Raw genomic sequence first — 20200 nt, 5'->3', positions numbered from 1 at the left:
ACCGTTATTTCTACACTGACACTACTATGAGCATTATACATTACCCGGGTCAACCGTTTCCGCTGGGAGCTACCTGGGACGGCGAGGGCGTGAACTTTGCCCTGTTTGCCCACCATGCCACCAGCGTGGAGCTTTGCCTTTTCAACTCAGCAGAAGACGCCACAGAAAGTGAGCGCATCCAGATAAAAGAGCGTTCTCACCAGGTCTGGCACATCTACATACCAGAATTAAAGCCCGGTCAGCTCTATGGTTTTAGAGTAGACGGCCCTTATGAACCCCAGAATGGCCACCGGTTTAATGCCAACAAATTATTGATTGACCCTTATGCCAAAGCCATCTCTGGTACCATCCAATGGCACGAGTCTTTATTTGGCTATCAGTTTGGCCATGAAGATGGAGACCTGAGCTTTAGTGAGCAGGACAGCGCCCCGTACATTCCCAAATCTGTGGTGGTGAATCCTGCCTTTGACTGGGGCAATGACAGAGCGCCCAAAATCCCTTACCATAAATCCATCATCTATGAAGCCCACATCAAAGGCTTCACGCAGCTGCACCCGGCCATTCCAGAAGAGATCAAAGGGTCTTATGCGGCCATCGGGCATCCGGTGACCGTCCAGTACTTACAAGAGCTGGGCATTACGGCTATTGAACTACTGCCCGTCCATCATTTTGTGACAGACTGGTATTTGCAGGACAAAGGGCTAAAAAACTACTGGGGCTACAATTCCATAGGGTTCTTTGCACCAGACGTGCGCTATTCCAGTTCTGGGGTGCTGGGTGAGCAGGTAGTGGAATTCAAAAACATGGTAAAGGCGCTGCACAAGGCGGGCATTGAGGTGATCTTAGACGTAGTCTACAACCATACCGCCGAAGGAAACGAGAAAGGGCCCACGCTCTCCTTTAAGGGGATTGACAACGCTTCTTATTACAGATTGGTAGATGGTGACCAGCGCTATTACATGGACTATACCGGCACGGGCAATACACTCAATGCCAATCTGCCTAGCGTGCTCAGGTTGATCATGGACAGCCTGCGTTACTGGATTCTGGAAATGCACGTAGACGGTTTCCGGTTTGACCTGGCCTCTGCCTTAGCCCGCGAGCTGCACGGCGTGGACAAGCTCAGTTCCTTTTTTGACATCATACACCAGGACCCGGTCATCTCACAGGTAAAACTCATTGCAGAGCCATGGGACGTGGGCGAAGGCGGGTACCAGGTCGGTAACTTTCCACCAGGTTGGACCGAGTGGAACGGTATGTACCGCGACTGTATGCGGGACTTCTGGCGTGGCGAGGACAGCATGCTGGCAGAGTTTGCCAACCGCTTTACGGGCTCTTCAGACTTATACTTTGATGACTTTAGAAGACCCACCGCCAGCATCAACTTCATCACGGCCCATGACGGCTTTACGCTGCATGATCTGGTGTCTTACAATGAAAAGCACAATGAGGCCAATGGGGAGGACAGCAAGGACGGAGACGACCACAACCGCTCCTGGAACTGCGGCGTTGAAGGCCCCACGGAAGACCAATGGATTGTTGATCTGAGAAACCGCCAGAAACGCAATTTCCTGACCACGCTTTTCTTATCACAGGGTGTGCCCATGCTGGTAGCCGGTGATGAGCTAAGCAGAACCCAGCAGGGCAACAACAACGCCTATTGCCAGGACAATGAAATCTCCTGGATAGATTGGAAGGGCGCAGACCAAAAACTTCTGGAGTTTAGCAAAAAGCTCATCCATTTCAGGAAAAGTCATCCGGTTTTCAGGCGCCGGCGCTGGTTCCAGGGCCAGCAGATAAAAGGCTTGGGGTTAGAGGACATTGCCTGGTTTCTGCCCAACGGTACAGACATGGGAGATGAGCACTGGGACGAGGAACACGCCAAATCGCTGGCCATTTATCTGAACGGGCGTGGCGTCCACACGCGGGGGCCAAAAGGGGAGATTGTGATTGATGATTCTTTCTACGTCATCTTCAATGCCTATCATGACTCTATTGATTTTACCTTACCGCCAGAAAAATATGGCAGTCATTGGGCGGTGGCCGTAGATACCTTCAGAGACCTGGTAGAACCTAAAGACCCCGTGATTTACAACGCTGGAGATTCCTTTCATGTAGAGGGGCGGTCTGTGCTGGTCTTGAAGAATCATGTTCATGAGGTAGACTTAGATTAAGATGCATAGACTGGCTTTAGAAAAAAGAACGCTGGGCGTTAGTTTCCTGCCTTCTGGCAAGGCTCAAGTATTGGTATGGGCACCGCTGGCCGAGCAGGTGGAACTCATCCTAAACGAGGGCAACACCAGCGTGCCCTTAAAAAAAGAAGACTTCGGTTACTGGTCTGTCATCACGGATGTAATAGTGCCCGGAGACCCGTACAAATTCAGGTTGAATGATGAGCAGGAATTCCCTGACCCGGCTTCTCTGTTTCAAGCAACAGGCGTGCACGGTGCTTCTCAGGCCTTTGATGAAACAGCCTTCTCCTGGACGGATGATGCCTGGCAGAATCTGCCCTTACAAGACTATGTTCTTTATGAACTGCATACAGGAGCGTTCACGCAAGATGGCACTTTTGCCGGTCTAGAAGAAAAGTTGGATTACTTGATAAACCTGGGTGTGACAGCCGTTGAACTGATGCCCGTGGCACAATTCCCAGGAGATAGAAACTGGGGCTATGATGGCGTTTTTCCGTTTGCGGTGCAAGACTCTTACGGTGGCCCTGAGGCTTTGCAGCATTTGGTGAACGCTTGTCACCAGAAAGGCTTGGCCGTGATACTAGACGTGGTATATAACCATTTTGGGCCTGAAGGAAACTACCTGGGCGCCTACGGCCCTTATTTCACTAACAAATACAACACCCCCTGGGGACCCGCCATCAATTTTGATGACGCGTACTGTGACGGCGTGCGCCGCTATTTCACAGAAAACCTACTCATGTGGTTCCGGGATTTCCATATTGACGCCGTGCGGCTGGATGCCGTACACGCCATCAAAGACTTCAGCCCGGTCCACATTTTAAGGGAGATGAAAGAGCAGGTCAACCAACTCATGGAAATTACCGGCCGCACTCATTACATGATAGTGGAATTAGACCTGAATGATACCCGCTTCATTAATCCTTTGGAAGAGCAAGGCTACGGCATGGACGCCCAGTGGATAGATGAATTTCACCATGCCCTGCGTGTGACCGTCACAGGCGAAAACACCGGGTATTATTCAGACTTTACCGGCATCTGTGATTTGGCCAAGGCCTACCGTGATGCCTACGTGTATGACGGACAATTCTCACCGCACCGGCAAAAAACGTTTGGCGTTAAGGCAGAAGATAATCCGGGACAGCAGTTCATTGTCTTCACGCAAAACCATGACCAAGTAGGCAATCGCATGCTGGGTGAACGGCTCAATGAATTGGTAAGTTTTGAAATGCAGAAACTGGCCGCTGGAGCCGTCATTCTGAGCCCGTTTCTGCCTATGCTTTGGATGGGCGAAGAATACGCAGAGACCAGCCGCTTCCAATACTTTGTTAGCCACACAGACCCAGATCTGCTTGAAGCGGTAAGGCAGGGAAGGAAAGCAGAATTTGCCGCGTTTCTTGCGCAAGGTGAGGCGCCAGATCCCATGGCAGAAGAGACGTTCCTGTCTAGCAAACTACAATGGGAATTACTTGAAGCAGAGCCGCACAAGACCATGCATGGGTATTACAAAAAACTACTCAAACTTAGAAAGGAATTCCCTGCTCTAAAGCACCTCAACAGAAAGTGCTTGGAGGTGCAGGAAAACGAAGCTCATAAAACTTTGATGGTGCGCCGTTGGCATGGTCAGGAGCAGGTTTTGTGTGTCATGAACTTCTCCACAGTACAACAAACCATGCAATTGCCAACCTCAGCCAAAGAGTGGCAATTACTACTTAATTCTGCTTCTCCAGAATTCCAAGGGCCAAAGGCAATTGATGCAAGCGCCGCGGGTGGTGAAGAAGTTGTCATGCCACCAGAAAGCCTATTTGTATATGCTGGCACCTCTTCACTTCTCACACACGGATAGTCACAGGGCCAGATGCCGTTTTTGGCCTGTTTCCTGAGAATTAGGCCAAAAACAAATTTAACCATACTTGCTTTGATGGGGAGAGTATGAATCTTACATCCTTTTCATGGCTCCTCATCTCCAAATTTCCAATACTTACCATATGCACAATCCCGTCGCTACCTATAGGCTGCAGTTTCACAAGGCTTTTACTTTCCAGGACTTTGAACGCATCTTGTCTTACCTGCAAAAACTAGGAGTGAGCACCATCTACGCCTCGCCGGTTTTTGAAGCCACGCCTGGAAGCACGCATGGGTATGATGGGGTCAACCCTCATCGCATCAATCCAGAGATAGGAACAGAGGAAGAATTAGTCACCCTTGCCAATGGCTTGAAGGAACAGGGCATCAACTGGTTGCAGGACATCGTGCCCAATCACATGGCGTATCATTCTAACAATCCATGGCTCATGGACGTGTTGGAAAAAGGGCCTCTTAGTCAATACTACAATTTCTTTGACATCCATTGGAGCAGCACCTTGCATGAGGGCCGGGTAATGGTTCCGTTTTTGGGAGACTCTCTGGAGGAAGTCATTCAAAAGGGTGAGTTGAAAGTTGCCTATAACCTAGAGCAACAGAGACTGGTCTTTCAGTATTTTGATAGCGCGTATCCCTTGAACCTGCGGGCTTATGAAATCCTGTTAAAAGGAGAACATTCCTCCAACCAAGCCATAGCACAACTGCTGGTAGAGTTAAAAGACATCCACTTGGAAGAGAACCCCAAAGCGCTTTCTCTTAAGTGGGATGAGTTTAGGTTGCAGCTGGCGGCCTTGATGCGCAATCAGGAAGTGCGGGTAGCGGTAGAAGAAAATTTTGAAAAAGTCAATAGAAATCCAACCAAACTATTAGACTTAGCCAACCAACAGGCATACCAATTGTGCCATTGGCAGGAGACCGATGCGCACATCAATTTCCGGCGGTTTTTCACGGTGAACGGATTAATCTGCCTCAACATCCAAGACTCGCTTGTCTTTGACACCTACCACCAATACATCAAACAACTGCTGGACCTAGGCGTCTTTCAGGGGCTTAGGATTGACCACGTAGACGGCTTGTATGACCCAACGGGGTACCTGACTCAACTGCGGGAGCTGACCGGCGCGGAGACTTACATAGCCGTGGAGAAAATCCTGGAGCCCGGCGAGAACATGCCCAACCAATGGCCCATTCAGGGCAATACCGGGTACGACTTTCTAGCCTACGTGAACAACCTTTTTACGTACAGCCCGGGCCAGGAAACCTTTAACAAATTGTACCAGGAGTTGGTAGGTGACGAGGCCCGCGTGCATGAGCAGATTCATGCCAAGAAAGCCTACATCCTGCACCACCACATGGCCGGCGAACTGGAGAACCTGTACCAGTTATTTCTAACGCAGCGACTGGTGCCAGAAGATGTACTCAACACAGTGCCTTCATCAGAGATAAAAGACGCCATAGCAGCGTTTCTGGTGCATTGCCCGGTGTACCGGTATTATGGAAACCAAATGCCATTAGAAAAGGAAGAGGCAGAAGCGGTGCAGGGCATTTTTAACAACATCCGAAGAAGTAAACCAGGGTTATCCGGCGCGGTTGAAATTCTGGAGAGAACCCTTTTAGGAACTTCACCCGAAGGCGAAGACGACACCTACTTAGAGCGCGCTCAACAATTTTACCAACGCCTCATGCAGTTCACGGGGCCGCTTATGGCCAAAGGGGTGGAGGATACCATCATGTACACGTACAACCGCTTCATAGGGCATAATGAGGTAGGAGACGCACCAGAGTCTTTTGGCATGAGCGCCGCGCAGTTTCATCTCATCATGCAAGAAAGGCAGAAGAACTGGCCGCTTTCGCTCAATGGTACGTCTACCCATGACACCAAACGCGGCGAGGACGTACGTGCCCGATTGAATGTGCTCACAGAGCTGTCAGAAGAATGGGCAGAGGCCGTGCAGGAATGGCGCACCTTAAACGCTGAACTTAAGCAAAGTGACGCCCCAGACGCCAATGACGAATACCTCATATACCAAACCTTGTACGGAGCCTACCCTATGCCTGATGAGGACGAAGATGATTTTGGCAACCGGCTGCAAGCGTATGTGCAGAAAGCATTACGTGAAGCTAAGACGCACTCCAACTGGACGTCACCTAATGAAGCCTATGAGAATGCCACTAAAGAATTTGCGGTAAAATTGCTAGATAAGAACAGGCCGTTTTGGGGCCGTTTTCTGGATTTCAGGGCAAAAACGCTGGAGTATGGTATTGCTAATTCTTTAAGCCAGGTGTTGCTCAAGTTTACCGCCCCGGGCATTCCAGACGTGTACCAGGGCACCGAACTCTGGGACTTCAGCCTGGTAGACCCAGACAACCGTCGTCCGGTTGACTATGACAAGCGGCAGGCATGGTTAGAGGATTTGGAGAGCTATGACCTCAACAAACAGGAAGCGCTTTGGGAAGACCTCTGGAAAAACCCCAATGATGCCCGCATCAAACTGTGGCTAACGCGCAGCTTATTCACCGAGCGCAAAAACAACGCAGACTACTTCGCCAAAGGCGCCTACCTGCCGTTGGAGGTTGCGGGTGAACACCGGGAACACGTGCTGGCTTTCGCGCGTCAGCACCTGCATACTTGGTATGTGGTGGTCGTGCCTTTGCATCTGGCGATACTGGCTAAAAAGCAAGGGGTAAGCTCTGTTCAGGACATTGACTGGAAGGACACCAAAGTCATACTGCCCAAGGAGGCGCCCAAAGACTGGCAGAATACGCTGGTACGCACAACGGGACAATATGCGCATGAGCTTAGCGTAAGTGATTTGTTTAACATTTTACCGTTGGCCTTGCTCAAATTACAAGCTAGAAATGAACGCGGGGCAGGTATTCTCCTGCACATCACCTCTTTAACATCGCCGTTTGGGATTGGCGACATGGGCCCAGAGGCCCGCAGATTTGCTGATTTCTTGCAGGCTAGCCACCAGAAGTACTGGCAGCTGTTACCGCTCAACCCCATTGAGGCGGGCCAAGGCTATTCGCCGTACAGTTCCATCTCTAGCAGAGCCGGCAACCCTCTGCTCATCTCTCCAGAAATATTAGCCAAAGAAGGATTGCTCAACGCACAGGAACTAGCCAACTACCATTTACTCCAGACTGGAAGCGTGGACTATGAGCAGGCCAAACGCGTAAAGGATGAGCTGCTAGAAAAAGCCTGGCAAACCTATAATACTGGAGATTTTGCCGCCATACAACAGCAGTTCACGGAATACTGCCTCACAGAGGCCGGCTGGCTCCATGACTTTGCGCTGTATGTGCTGCTAAAAGACCTGAATGGCGGTAATGCTTGGTTCCAGTGGGAAGAAGTCTACAAGCAGCGCGACCCGATGGCTTTGGAAACACTGGCGAAGGAACATGCCGAGGAGATGGACAAAATCAAATGGATCCAGTTTGTCTTTAACCAGCAATGGAAGCGCCTGCGAACCTATTGCAACAACCGGGGCATCCAGATGTTCGGGGACATGCCTTTTTACATTAGCTATGACAGCGTAGACGTTTGGAGCAATCGGGACATTTTTGCCGTGGATCAGGCAGGAGCCATGACGGGTGTGGCCGGCGTACCGCCAGATTCCTTCTCTGAGGACGGACAGCTGTGGGGCATGCCGGTCTTTCAATGGGACGTCCTTAAAGAGCAAAACTATGGCTGGTGGATAGGCAGACTGCGCAAAAACATGGAGCTGTATGACCTGGTGCGGCTGGACCATTTCAGGGCCTTTGCGGACTACTGGGAAGTTCCGGCTGGAGAACAAACCGCCAAAAACGGCCAATGGAAACCCGGTCCGGGTGCAGACTTCTTCACAGTGGTAGAGAAAGAGCTGGGAAGCCTTCCATTTATTGCCGAAGACTTAGGCGAAATCAATGACCAGGTCTTGAAACTGCGCGATGATTTCAACCTGCCCGGCATGAAGATCCTTCAGTTTGCCTGGGGAGAGGAGATGCCGCAGAATGATTATATGCCGCACAACTACGCGCGTAACTTCATTGCCTACACGGGAACCCATGACAACAACACCACGCTGGGTTGGTACCGCCAGGAAGGCAAACCGCACCACCAGCAGATTGAGCACTACGTAGGCCGCGGCTTAAGCGAAGAGGACATTTACTGGGTAATGGCTCGGTTGGCGTATGCCTCTGTGGCGAAGACCGCCATTCTGCCCATGCAAGACGTGTTAGGCATTGACGAACAGGGCCGCATGAACACGCCTGGTCAAGCCCATGGCAACTGGGGCTGGCGCTTAATGCCTGGCCAGGTAAACAAACAGACCCAGAATCAGTTGAAGGAATGGACCCAGTTATATAATAGAGACTGAGCATACTAAGAAGTCTAGCATTATGGTTATCTTAGTATTCTTCCATCTTACCTTAAAAACTAACCATTAACCATCCATTGTATGAAAACACTTAAAACAAATTCTCTTTTGTTAACGGTCTTATTTCTTTTGACCATGACGGCTTCTGTTTTAGCGCAGGACGCGAAGCCAAAAGCCAGTCCGGCCATGGCGGCCACCGGAAAAGTGGGCAAGGCCACCCTCACCATCAACTACAGCAGCCCCTCTGTGAAGGGCCGTACTATTTGGGGAGAATTAGTGCCGTATAACAAGGCCTGGAGAGCGGGAGCCAATGAAGCCACCACCTTCATTACAGACAAAGACATCATGGTTGAAGGCAAAATGCTGAAGGCAGGCAAATACAGCTTGTTTGCCGTGCCAAGTGAAAAAGAGTGGCAAATCATTTTCAACTCGCAAACCGGCCAGTGGGGAACTACCCGCCAGGGCGCTAACTTTGACCCGGCCAATACCGTGCTGACCGTAACGGTAATGCCTAAGAAATCTGCCAAGATGTATGAGAGCCTAACGTATGACATCAATGCTAAAGGCTTTTCTTTGCTATGGGAGAACTTAGAAATTCCGGTGGCTATCAAGTAACTGACGGATAAACTTTAGCTTTTTAAGCCTCTGATTTTGGCCTGTTTTGCAGAAAACAGGCCAAAATCAGAGGCTTCTTGCATAAGTCCTTATTGGTACTTCCTGTTAATACCGGCAGAGATGATGCACTATGTTAGTTTACTTTCTAGCAACTCCCTTCACTAAAAACTGATACCTCTTAATCCAGTAATTTATAGGCATGCATCAGCTTGGAAACTTGCTAAAAGTAAATATATTGAATATATAATATAAAAATTAGAGCGCATAGCCTGTTGCCGTAACAGTCTGAAGTCGTCCCAAATATTCCCATGCTATTTCACATTTACTATTTATGTCTATTCTAGAATTTAATAATGTTACCCTGCACCAAGGGAAAAAGACTATTTTAGATAACATCACATTTGCTATCCAGGAAAAGCAGATCTGCTGCCTTTTAGGAAGAAACGGAGCCGGAAAGTCTTCCCTTTTTAAAAGTGTTTTCGGGATATTTCAACTAAAGGCCGGGTACATCAACATCAACGGTTTAGAACATAGTCCTGACACAAGAAACCAATTCTTGCAACAGGTAGGGGCATTGATAGAAGGTGCTGCCTTGTATGAGCATTTGACCGGCTATGAAAACCTGGACTTTGTGCGCAGGTATTACAGCGGTGAAAAATCCAGGATTTTGGAAGTGCTGGAATTAGTAGGATTGTCACCAGACCAGGAAAAGAAGACCAAGTATTATTCATCTGGCATGAAGCAACGGTTGGGCCTGGCCATGGCGCTGTTCCATAGACCGTCGCTGGTGATTCTAGATGAGCCCACCAATGCCCTTGACCCCGAAGGCATCTCTGAGTTCAGGAGTTTGGTGAAGCGACTGAATAGGACAGAGGGCGTGAGTTTCTTGATAAGTACACACCAACTAGAGGAGGCAAGCTTTTACAGAGACCGCATTCTTATTTTAAAGCAAGGCAGGTTGGTATATGACAGCGCAATTCAAAATACTGAATCGTTTAAACTGTTGCCGCACCAAGCCTACCCGCATCTAGCCGAAGAATTAGCGAGCCAAAGTTTCTGGCGAGAAGAGGAAGCCTTCACCTTGCTACAGAAACCTCTGGCCACCTACCCGTATATTTGGGAAGAGTTAAACACCCCAAGCCTGGAAGATATTTACCTAGCCTTACACCAACAGAAAAGCCATGCCACCCATGAACTACTTTCCTATTGAGGTTATGAAACTGCTGGGGAGCAAAAAGCTGGTATTGAGCATTATACTTTCTGCCTTGTTATTGGCAACTCTGTTTCACTTTTTGGTATATGACTCTTTTGATCAAGCTTTCATCAACCTGTTTTACCTAAAAATGGTGCAAGAGCCCTACCATTTCTGGCTTTTCAAGATTAATCAAATCTGGATGCTCACCCATGTGGTGACCATGGGTTTACTAACAGGTTTATGGATTAAAATAGAAAACGGAACAGGTTGGAGGCATTACAGGTTATTCCCAGTTTCATTACTAAAATCACTTTTCTACAAGCAATTACTGGTATACCTAGGATTGGTCTTAGTTATGGTAATAGTGTCTGTTCCATTAGCGCTGGTGAGTGCTTTGGTTTTGGATTTTGACATAGGAGAGCCTGTTCATCTAAACGCCTTTCTTCTATTAATAGAGCATCACTTGTTAGGAGGATTGTTTTATAGTGCTTTGTTGATGGTTCTTGCCTATTTTACCAAGGACAAGCCCACATTGTACTACTTTCTCATGGGCTTAACAGGCATGCTAGGTGCTATTGGCGCACCTCTAATCCCAGGTTATGCCTTTGCAAGAATCAAGGCAATGGACGTTTCTATTACAAGAGGAATACCTGTATCGCTAGGCGTTTTAGTGGTGGCTTCTTTTATGTTAGCAGCCTATTGTTATTATCAGGGCAGAGCAAGGGTCACAGTTGTTGCTTCGTAAAAATTAAACCTTCGTTTTATGGCTTTTGTATCTACCCTAACAGCATCACTGCTTGTCTATCTTAGATCAAAGGAGGTAAGGATGCTCCTAAGCGTTTGCCTGATGGCGGTATTGTTGGTAAACCTTCTGTATGCCCGTCAAAATAATGGTGGCATCGCTGAAAATTTTGCATTCACCAATCTGCAAGTGCTTTTGTCTTTCCATCATTTGGTGGTATTACTGGCGGCGTATGTCTTTCAAATGCTAGAAGGCAGAAACAATGGTTTAAAGCGGTTTGCTGCTCTGCCCACCAGTTTTTATCAGCTGTTCATTCAAAGGGTATTGGCCGTGTCCTTGGTAAGTGGCCTTTACTGGGTACTTTCATTTATAAGCCACGCGTTTTTAAGCGAGGCCCATACATTCACATATTTGTCTAGCTATTACTTGTATCTGTTGCTACCGTTAAGCAGTTACTTGCTTCTGGTTTCATTGTGCTCTCTGTTTACCAACAACTTAGGCTTGGGGGTGGCGCAATTACTGCTATTCCTGTTTTTATCGTTTCAAGGCCTTGGAGACATAGTTCCCTTTGGCTACCCATTGGAAAGCATGAACAGGGTTTCCATCAACTTGTCTTTTCAAGAGTCCTCTATATACTGGGGAGAAGACACGTTCTGGCTGGCAAAGCTGAATTTACTTATTACTGCCTTACTATTTACAGTGGTCTACCTTGTTCACAAACGCATGAACCTCCTTTACTTCATGACTAAAAAAGGGTAGCTTTTATGCGTTTTTAGCCTGATTTCTAGAAAACAGGTCAAAATCGGGTAGGACCTTGATGCTGTACTAGGTGCAATAAATTTGACAGTACAATTCCTTTAAAGGGAGAGCATAATTATTTACCTGCAACAGTCATTTAGCGTATAGCTAAGGCTTTACCTCTTAAAGTCATGCTCTGGCGCTATGGATTTTTCATTTTGGCACTCTACCGAAGTCAATCTTACCACCACCGCTTTCAGGTTGATCCTAAGCTTATTGCTGGGCGGCGTGCTGGGGTGGGAACGCGAAACGCTCAAGCAACACGTGGGTTTTAGAACCTTGATGGTGATTTCTGTAGGTTCCTGTCTACTGATGCTCATCTCTGTGTACGTGCCTCAAACCTTCTCGCAATACAAGACCGTTGACCCTGGCCGAATAGCTGCGCAGGTGGTTTCTGGCATTGGCTTCCTAGGAGCAGGGGCAATTTTCAGGCTGGGTGCCAACACGCACGGGCTCACCACGGCCGCTACCATCTGGGCGGTGGCCGCCGTTGGACTGGCCGTAGGCATAGGCATGTATGACGCGGCCATCATCGGGACGTTTCTATTGCTTTTTGTGCTCTACGTGTTAGACAAAGTAAGCAAGAAAATATTCATGGGTGGCTCCCTTAAAAATCTGCGCATAAGTTTTCAGTCGGCTAAGATTGAGACCACTAAGGTGTTTGGGGTGCTGGAGAAGTTTAAAATTGAGGTCAAAAACGTGAACGTGGAGCAGTCCAACCCAGATCATAAGTCTCAAATTCAGTTGTATGTGTTCGTGCCCGATGATTTAAAACTCAAAGAGCTGTACAAAGAGCTAAATGAACTTAAAAACGTAGGCCAAATATCTCTAAGCCAAGATTTTTAAACCTCCTATTAATAAACAGCAGGTAAGCGCATGTTCAACACCCTCCGCCTTTTTGTGGCCGTTCCTTTACCTCAAACCCTGAAGGACTACCTGGTGAAAACCAGACAAGCGTATGATGTCCCTGGCATTAGGGCAGTGCCAGAACAGAATCTGCATTTAACACTCTTCTTTCTAGGCAATGAGCCTGCCGCGCAGCTAGATGTCATACTGGAGCAATTGCAGAATATTGCAAGACTACATAATCCATTCACCCTTACACTAGAGCAGTTGGAACCTGGTCCTAAACGCTCTGCACCGCGGTTGGTGTGGGCCCGCTTTCAGCCCCACGCCGCCTTTGAAAAACTTAGTTTAGAGGTAGCAAAGGCCTTCGCGAATAATCCAGCTGGCCATGACAAGTTCATCCCTCACATCACCCTAAGCCGGATTAAGAAAGAAGACCGCTCAATGAAAGATTTGCCGATCATTGAGCCAAAAGAAATAGTTGAGTTTCAGGTGGAGTCGTTGGCCCTATGGCAGTCTACGCTAGCATCACCGCATCCGGTCTACACGATAGTTAAGGAGTTTAATTTAGGAAATTGACAGCCTGAAGGCGTTTAAGTGTAGTTAGGTTTCCGTTTTTGGCCTGTTTTCCATTAATTAGCGCAAAAACGCCACACTCTTTGTCTGACTTACCGCTTCCGCACCGTCATTTCATTTTGCATAAACCCTTTGGGTATTTGAGCCAGTTCATAGGCAACCCCAAGAATAAAAAACTTTTAGGGCACTTGTATGATTTCCCGGTAGGCACCATGGCCATCGGCCGATTGGATCAAGACAGCGAAGGCTTGCTCCTGCTGACCACTGACGGTAAAATGAGCGAGCATGTACGCGGCCGAAAGGTGGAAAAAGAATACTATGCGCAGGTAGACGGCATCATCACCCCAGAGGCCATTGCCCAACTACAAGCCGGCGGCATTGAGATTGCCCACGAAAAGCAACCATACTTTACCTTACCCTGCCAAGCTCGTCATCTAAACCCTGCGCCAGAATTCCCAGAGCGGAGTCGACGGGTCCGGGATGACCGGCACGGACCTACCAGCTGGGTGTCCATCATCCTCACCGAAGGCAAGAACCGCCAGGTACGCAAAATGACGGCGGCCGTTGGTTTTCCTACGCTCAGGTTAATCAGGGTAAGAATAGGGGAGATCACCTTGGGTACCATGGCCTCTGGTGAAGTACAAGAGGCCTCCAATTTGACCGTGTAAGCCTATTTTTTAATCCTTATCAGCGGCTATTTGTCAAAAATAGGCCATGGTGAAGAACTTTAAGCAGGCTAGCCTCCTTTTATCTATACTACCATGCAGACTTCAGAAAATTTTCTAAGTGGTTATCATACCCTGCAAGGGAATTTTCTAGTATCTTGATGATACCTAAATCGGCACGTTGACAACTGGAATTTTCACAAGACAGAATAAACAGGCACAGCGTTTGCAATGTTATTGATAAGGTTGTCCCATATTATTTATTTTCTTTTAAACCATGCTGCATTCTTTAAAAGGCCGCTTCACTCAATTGGCACTCCTGCTTTGCCTGACGGGCATTGGGTTTGCGGGCGCGTCTAAAGAAGAAAGCCCGGTAAAGAAGAACTTAACATGGTGGCAGCAACAAAAAGAGGCTAGTCAGACCACGGTGCTGCTTAACAATGGTTCTAAGGCTGTCCCCATTCAAAATTTACAACAAAGCATAGCCAGCCTTTCCTTAGGCGTAGGGCAAGCGACTATGTTTGACAGCCTTTTAAACAAGTACACCACCGTGGCAACGTTATCTGGCGAGTCATTAGCCAAAGACACGCTGGCTAAAGGATTAGCCACCTACCTGGCGCCGTATCAAACCGTCATTGTGCAGATCCCCGCCGAAGAACTGCAATACCTGCCCAACCTTAATTTACTTAAAAGCCTACAGTCCCAAAAGAAATTGGTCTTGGCGGTCTACGGAAATAAGGAGTTATTGCCTTTGGCAGATGCCGTCACCGCTCCTATGGTGTGGGCCGATGAGGAAACGCCTGCCACCGCCCATTATGTAGCACAGTTGCTGTTTGGAGGGGTAGGAGCCACCGCCAGGCTTTCACAAACATATTCAACCAAATATCAGAAAGGCCAAGGCCACAGCACGCAGGCTACTCGTTTAAAATACGGCGTACCTGAAGAACTGGGCATTAACAGCGCAGACTTACAGCCTTCCATTGACGCCATAGTAGCAGAGGCCATCAGCCAGAAGGCCACGCCGGGAGCGGTTGTGATGGTGGTAAAGAACGGAACCGTCATTTTCAACAAGGCCTATGGTTCTCATACGTATGACAACACGCGGCCTACGCAGATAGATGACATCTATGATCTGGCCTCCTTGACCAAGACGTCTGCCTCTACGGTGGCGTTAATGCAACTCTATGACCAGAAAAAGTTAGACCTGAACGCGCCCCTGGGTACCTATATTCCTTCTGTCAAGGAAAGTAACAAGGCCTCTCTTAAGATGAAGCAGGTATTGTTGCATGAGTCAGGAATGCCTGCGGGAGTGACGCTACCGGTGCCGGCTGGATACGCACAGAAACAGTTTTCAGAACAATTCAAGGTACAGGCGTCAGACAGTCTTTTCTTGAGCAATGCTTACTATCAGGAGGTGCTATGGCCGCGCATGGTCCATTCTAAATTGAATACACCGGGCAAGTATGTGTACTCAGACTTGACCATGTATTTTATGAAGGAGATTGTAGAACTGCAGGCAGAAGCTTCTATCCAAGACTTTGTGCAGAGTGCTTTCTACCTTCCGTTGGGCATGCAAACAGCAGGGTATCTGCCGCTGACCCGTTTTGACAAGAGCCGCATTGTGCCCACAGAGCGCGATACCTACTTCAGAAAAACCTTGTTGCAAGGCTATGTACATGACGGTGGGGCAGCCAAAGTGGGTGGAGTTGCCGGGCATGCAGGTCTTTTCTCCACGGCAAATGACATGGCCATCCTGCATCAGATGCTCTTGAACAAAGGAGCTTATGGCGGAAGGCAGTATGTCAAGCCAGAAACGGTGGAATTGTTTACCTCGCGTCAGTCCAAAGTGAGCAGAAGAGGGCTGGGGTTTGACCGCTGGGACCCTGATACTAGCAAACATTATCCGTCACAATTGGCTTCTTCGCAAACGTACGGGCACACGGGCTACACCGGCACCTGTGTTTGGGTAGACCCTAAGCATGAACTAGTGTACATCTTTCTTTCTAACCGGGTGCACCCATCTGTGTCAAACAAGCTCAATACTCTTAACATCAGGCCTCGTATCCAAGACGCCATCTACAAGGCCATTGAAAAGTCGCAAACGGTTCAGGTAAAGTCTTAAGTACAGGATTGAGGACGGCAAGCGCATACGGCCAGTGGTGAGATTTCTCAAGCCACTGGCCGTATGCGCTTGAGGGCAAGTTTCTTATGAAATGGTTACAGAGATTGCCCACAACTTCCCCACTACCGTTGATAAGTAGTATTCTGCCAACTTCTTTACTGTTATAGTCTGGATTTTTGAGAGGAGGAATCTGGAGAAGAATCATAATCATTTCTGCTGGCTTGGTCGTGCAGGTCTTGTTCCTGATCGTTTTGCTTCTGTTCTTCCTTCATCTCCAGGGTCAAGAAGTAGTTGAGGGCCGTCCTGATGATGGCAATGGCACCCAACTTTCCAATCTGGTCCCAGGTAGGAGCGATGGCGGTAGAAAGGATGTCGGCGCCTAGTTGAAACTCCAAGGCTAAGGCCAGATACCGGGCTAGCACCAACCGTATCTTATTGTAGTTCTGCACCTTGGGTGGCAGAAAGGATTTGATGAAGTAGAACAAGGCAATCATTACCCCAATGCCAATGATGAGCGCGCTAACCGTCTCAATCAATAGTTTCAGGATTTGAACTCCTTGAATGATATTGCCCTCCAGAAAACCTAAGCCAGGGCTTTCTGTAGTGGAAGAAATGCTGTCTTGTAAAAGAAGGAGCATACCAACAGCCGGTTAAATTGCCTTTAGTTAAATGACTCCTTTAATACGCTTGCGTAAGAAATTAGGCCATAGCACGCAAAATGGAATACTCAAAGACGCATATGCATATTAACAAGCTAGAACTACTAGTCCAAGGGAAAGATGTGAATGTTGCCTTCCTTATGATTTTGCAGATTGACTTACATACCAGGCATTGTACTCTTTTACAATTTGGCTAACGATTTCAATGGTAAACTTCCCTTGCATGCTTTTCACGCGTTGTGCTAATTCTGGGTAGGGTTTTACAATTTCAGCTAAGATTTGGATAGCCTCTGACTTGTCCCATAACAAAAGGCCAGAAGAATACACGGTAGAGAAGTAAAGCTCATCTGTTCCCTTTACTTCATAAATCACCGATGCAGTGGTTTGCCCCCCACCCATCATCGCTCCTGTAGAACTCATAAAGGTGGCACTTCTGCGCGGTTTGTTGTAGTATAAGACTATTTTACCATTTTGCGGAACAGTTAAGCCAGTGGCTTTCTCAAAAGCCACGGAGTCTTCATTAGGTCTGTAATGGTAAGCATATACCGCTTTGTTGTCGGTTTTACTGAACTTGCTGATTTTGTAAGAGCCTTTGTACCAGTAGCCATGGATTTCAAGAGGAAAATACTCCTTCACTTTCTTCTGGCCTGCGGCTTTAAACTGAATTTTAGTACCTGGTGCGTAAATCACCTTTCCGGCAATTGTATCACCGGCGGTAGTAATGATGTAATCTTCCGTCTTTTGGCTGTAGGCTTTGGTAACAAGTAAAGAAATGAAGAGGAAAAGGAAGGAAAGGCGTTTCATGAAAAATGGTAGTTTGCCGCAAATTATTTGAAATTTAGAATATTACCTACCAAAGCATTCTGCAGAGTGACCTCTTTCCTTTCATCATCAGCAACAAAACCCCAAATTTTAGGTTTAACCAACAGCAGAAAGTAAATAAAACCTATGGAAAATATAGCTCCTCAGAACAATACAGAAGTAGAAGTAGCCACCTTTGCCGGTGGCTGTTTTTGGTGCATGGTCAAGCCGTTTCATAAATACGAGGGCGTGCTGGAAGTAATTTCTGGGTACACCGGTGGACACGTCAAGAACCCCACTTATGAGCAGGTTTGCTCAGAAACCACCGGCCATTATGAGGCCGTACAGGTTACCTTTGACCCAAGCGTCATTACCTACCCAGAGGTACTTGACATTTTCTGGCAGTCCATTGATCCAACAGACGCGGGTGGTCAGTTTGGCGACAGAGGCTCTTCTTATAGAACAGCCATCTTTTATCATTCAGAGAAGCAAAAGGAGCAGGCACAGCAATCTAAGGAACAAACGCAAAACAGCGGACCGTTTCAACTGCCTATTGTCACGCCCATTCTGCCTGCGCAGGAATTCTATCCCGCCGAAGAGTACCATCAGGATTATTACAAAAAGAACCCCAGCCATTATGGCCGGTACTTTGTAGGTTCTGGCAGGGCAGGTTTCTTAGAAAGACACTGGAAACAAGAAGATCAATAAAATATTGGCTATCCGTTTTTGGCCTGTTTTCTGGGAATTAGGCCAAAAACGGGAACTCTTTTCCTGTAAAATCACCGTGATTGCTGGCTATAATATATTCCTTTCACTAACCTGAATTGGGTAGGCCGGTTATGGAGCTATGTTAGAAAATCCCGTTCACTTAGGCACTGGTGTCTCTCACTTTCTAATGATTGGGAGCGGCGTATTCTGGACAATTACCTACTTGCTTATTCTTAGGCGCGGGTACCTGGACAAAACGTACGGCATGCCCATGGCCGCTCTCTGCGCCAACCTGGCTTGGGAATTCATCTTCTCTTTTGTGCATCCGCATCCGGCGCCGCAGCTATACATTGACTATCTGTGGCTGTTGTTTGATATTGGCATTCTTGTGCAATACCTACGGTACGGGAGCAAAGAGTTTCCTGACCACCTGCCTAGAGCGCTCTTCTACCCAACCTTTGCCTTCTCCTTGATTTTTGCCGCTTTGTTAATTGCAGCGATCTCCAGAGAGTTTAATGAATACATAGGCATTTACGCGGCCTTCGGACAGAATTTGATGATGTCCATTTTATTTGTGCGCATGTACTTGAAGCGCTACCATGTGCAGGGTCAGTCCATATACATTGCCTTGGCTAAATTGATTGGTACGGTGTTCCCGTCAGTGCTGTTTTATCTGTACTTCCCTAAATCCTATCTGCTCATCTTGCTGTACATGGGCATCTTACTCTTTGACACAGTGTATTTCTATCTACTGTACAGACACATCAAAAAGGAGGGGATATCGCCTTGGAAGAGAGTATAAAAGGCTTGAGAAGAGGAAGGGTTAAAAAAGTAAAAAGGAGACCACCCCCGAGGTCCCCTTTTTAACAGACAAAACAAAAAACCGTGATAGAACCTTTCAAAATCTACCAGGCATTGCAAATAACAAATTTTCATTCCACTTATGGAATACCTATTACTAGGTATTTACAGGAAAAATAATGGGTGCAATAATATTAATTACCTGATATATAAGTGTTTGTATTTAAGCATGTCTATTATACATGGGTGAGGCCATATTTACTCTGCCACCAGATCCACATTTGGGTTTGCGTTAGCCTGCCTATTTCATCATTCTAGTTACATAACTTGTTTAAAAACCTACTCCACCACCCAGATGAAACCTCGCTACTTAAAAAGCTATAGTAACTTGCGGGCGGTTTTTGCATATAAGAACAGATGTACACAAGAGAACAGGCTTCCCAATTAAGACAAGCGTTTTGGACCACCTTTGGTCAATATATTGCTCCGCATCTATCTGCTGAGGGCTTACGCACCAACTGGGTGAATTACAAAACAGGTTTGCCGGGCGTAGCCTTTAAAATGGACGCCGATAAAAAATCTGCTTCTATTGCCATAGAAATAAACCACGCAGATCCTGAATTACAGGAATTGTTCTTTGAGCAGTTTGTAGCTCTAAAAACCCTATTGCACGAGACCCTGGAAGAGGAATGGGAGTGGGCGCTGCACACCACAGATGAATACGGCCGCACCGTCAGCCGCATTTACAAAGAGATAAGCCCCGTAAGCGTGTTCAATAAAGACGACTGGCCCACGCTCATCTCCTTTTTTAAACCCCGCATCATTGCCCTGGACGCTTTTTGGTCAGACGCCCAATACAGCTTTGACGCACTCCGGTAAGTAATGATTAATGAATAGTGATTAATGATTAATTGTATTCTAATCACTAATCATTAGTCACTAATCATTATCCATTGTCAAGTCTGCGAAGGGGTTGCCAAAGCGGTGGCCGGGGTTAAACGGCTCGCCTTTGCCTTCAAGATGATTCATGATGTCCTGGTTGAGTTTGAGTTGGTCTAGATGAAGAAAGCGATGCCAACGGTTTTGGTCCTCTAACGGCATGCAGGCCACCAAGTCAGAAAGCTGAAGTTTGTTTTCTTCTTTTAGTTTTTGGAGGTCTGGATGGCTGCTCAGAAGTTCCCGAATCTTGCTCCTGAAGTAAAGATTCAGTTCATTGTGAACGGCCTCGTCAAACGCTTGATTCTGTTCTTCCATGAGAT

The 20200-nt window shown here is 47.4% G+C and carries 17 protein-coding genes; 14 read left to right on the top strand and 3 right to left on the bottom strand.

Going from position 1 to position 20200, the window contains the following annotated elements:
* Positions 1–26 precede the first annotated feature (26 nt).
* The 11 genes from glgX to ABD880_RS03610 all read left to right on the top strand — a co-directional run bounded on the left by glgX (position 27) and on the right by ABD880_RS03610 (position 15972).
* Positions 27–2174 (top strand): glycogen debranching protein GlgX, encoded by a 2148-nt coding sequence (gene glgX / locus ABD880_RS03660; RefSeq protein ID WP_345162438.1) that lies wholly within the window; start codon positions 27–29, stop codon positions 2172–2174.
* 1 nt (position 2175) lies between these two features.
* Entirely contained in the window at positions 2176–4038 is a 1863-nt protein-coding gene (gene treZ, locus ABD880_RS03655) for a malto-oligosyltrehalose trehalohydrolase (RefSeq protein ID WP_345162436.1), read from the top strand.
* A 142-nt stretch (positions 4039–4180) separates the two neighbouring features.
* A complete protein-coding gene (gene treY, locus ABD880_RS03650; protein WP_345162434.1) occupies positions 4181–8413 on the top strand; it encodes a malto-oligosyltrehalose synthase in 4233 nt (1410 codons plus the stop codon).
* A gap of 81 nt (positions 8414–8494) precedes the next feature.
* A complete protein-coding gene (locus ABD880_RS03645; protein WP_345162432.1) occupies positions 8495–9028 on the top strand; it encodes a DUF2911 domain-containing protein in 534 nt (177 codons plus the stop codon).
* A 331-nt stretch (positions 9029–9359) separates the two neighbouring features.
* Positions 9360–10238, top strand: coding sequence for an ABC transporter ATP-binding protein (locus ABD880_RS03640; RefSeq protein WP_345162430.1), 879 nt, complete (start codon positions 9360–9362; stop codon positions 10236–10238).
* Entirely contained in the window at positions 10219–10968 is a 750-nt protein-coding gene (locus ABD880_RS03635; RefSeq protein WP_345162428.1) for a hypothetical protein, read from the top strand. Before ABD880_RS03640 ends, ABD880_RS03635 begins: the two co-directional genes overlap by 20 nt.
* Before the next feature lie 18 nt (positions 10969–10986).
* Positions 10987–11724, top strand: a complete 738-nt coding sequence (locus tag ABD880_RS03630) for a hypothetical protein (RefSeq protein ID WP_345162426.1) — start codon at positions 10987–10989, stop codon at positions 11722–11724.
* A gap of 183 nt (positions 11725–11907) precedes the next feature.
* The gene (locus ABD880_RS03625) at positions 11908–12609 is read left to right on the top strand and encodes an MgtC/SapB family protein (RefSeq protein ID WP_345162424.1); all 702 of its coding nucleotides are present in this window, start codon (positions 11908–11910) and stop codon (positions 12607–12609) included.
* Positions 12610–12639: 30 nt separating this feature from the next.
* Complete coding sequence (thpR, locus tag ABD880_RS03620; protein WP_345162422.1) at positions 12640–13188, top strand: RNA 2',3'-cyclic phosphodiesterase; 549 nt, start codon at positions 12640–12642, stop codon at positions 13186–13188.
* 80 nt (positions 13189–13268) lie between these two features.
* On the top strand, positions 13269–13853 hold the full coding sequence (locus ABD880_RS03615) for a pseudouridine synthase (RefSeq protein ID WP_345162420.1): 585 nt from the start codon (positions 13269–13271) through the stop codon (positions 13851–13853).
* Positions 13854–14127: 274 nt separating this feature from the next.
* The gene (locus tag ABD880_RS03610; RefSeq protein WP_345162418.1) at positions 14128–15972 is read left to right on the top strand and encodes a serine hydrolase domain-containing protein; all 1845 of its coding nucleotides are present in this window, start codon (positions 14128–14130) and stop codon (positions 15970–15972) included.
* A gap of 161 nt (positions 15973–16133) precedes the next feature.
* Here the strand turns inward: ABD880_RS03610 and ABD880_RS03605 are convergent, their stop codons facing one another.
* Both ABD880_RS03605 and ABD880_RS03600 read right to left on the bottom strand, forming a co-directional pair.
* Entirely contained in the window at positions 16134–16610 is a 477-nt protein-coding gene (locus ABD880_RS03605) for a DUF1622 domain-containing protein (protein WP_345162416.1), read from the bottom strand.
* A 159-nt stretch (positions 16611–16769) separates the two neighbouring features.
* Positions 16770–17435 (bottom strand): hypothetical protein, encoded by a 666-nt coding sequence (locus tag ABD880_RS03600; protein WP_345162414.1) that lies wholly within the window; start codon positions 17433–17435, stop codon positions 16770–16772.
* 144 nt (positions 17436–17579) lie between these two features.
* Here ABD880_RS03600 and msrA point away from each other — a divergent pair, with 144 nt between their 5' ends.
* The 3 genes from msrA to ABD880_RS03585 all read left to right on the top strand — a co-directional run bounded on the left by msrA (position 17580) and on the right by ABD880_RS03585 (position 19820).
* Positions 17580–18140, top strand: coding sequence for a peptide-methionine (S)-S-oxide reductase MsrA (gene msrA, locus ABD880_RS03595; protein WP_425575820.1), 561 nt, complete (start codon positions 17580–17582; stop codon positions 18138–18140).
* A 139-nt stretch (positions 18141–18279) separates the two neighbouring features.
* Positions 18280–18942 (top strand): transmembrane-type terpene cyclase, encoded by a 663-nt coding sequence (locus ABD880_RS03590; RefSeq protein WP_345162412.1) that lies wholly within the window; start codon positions 18280–18282, stop codon positions 18940–18942.
* A gap of 416 nt (positions 18943–19358) precedes the next feature.
* Positions 19359–19820: a DUF4268 domain-containing protein gene (locus ABD880_RS03585; RefSeq protein WP_345162410.1), complete on the top strand. Its 462-nt coding sequence runs from the start codon at positions 19359–19361 to the stop codon at positions 19818–19820.
* 60 nt (positions 19821–19880) lie between these two features.
* Here ABD880_RS03585 and ABD880_RS03580 read toward each other — a convergent pair whose 3' ends face one another.
* Entirely contained in the window at positions 19881–20195 is a 315-nt protein-coding gene (locus ABD880_RS03580; RefSeq protein ID WP_345162408.1) for a hypothetical protein, read from the bottom strand.
* Positions 20196–20200 lie beyond the last annotated feature (5 nt).

Origin of the sequence: Nibribacter koreensis (genome assembly GCF_039541795.1) — a bacterium.
Lineage (GTDB): Bacteria > Bacteroidota > Bacteroidia > Cytophagales > Hymenobacteraceae > Nibribacter > Nibribacter koreensis.
The sequence above is the reverse complement of the archived record's forward strand: the minus strand, read 5'-3'. Positions and strand labels throughout refer to the sequence as shown.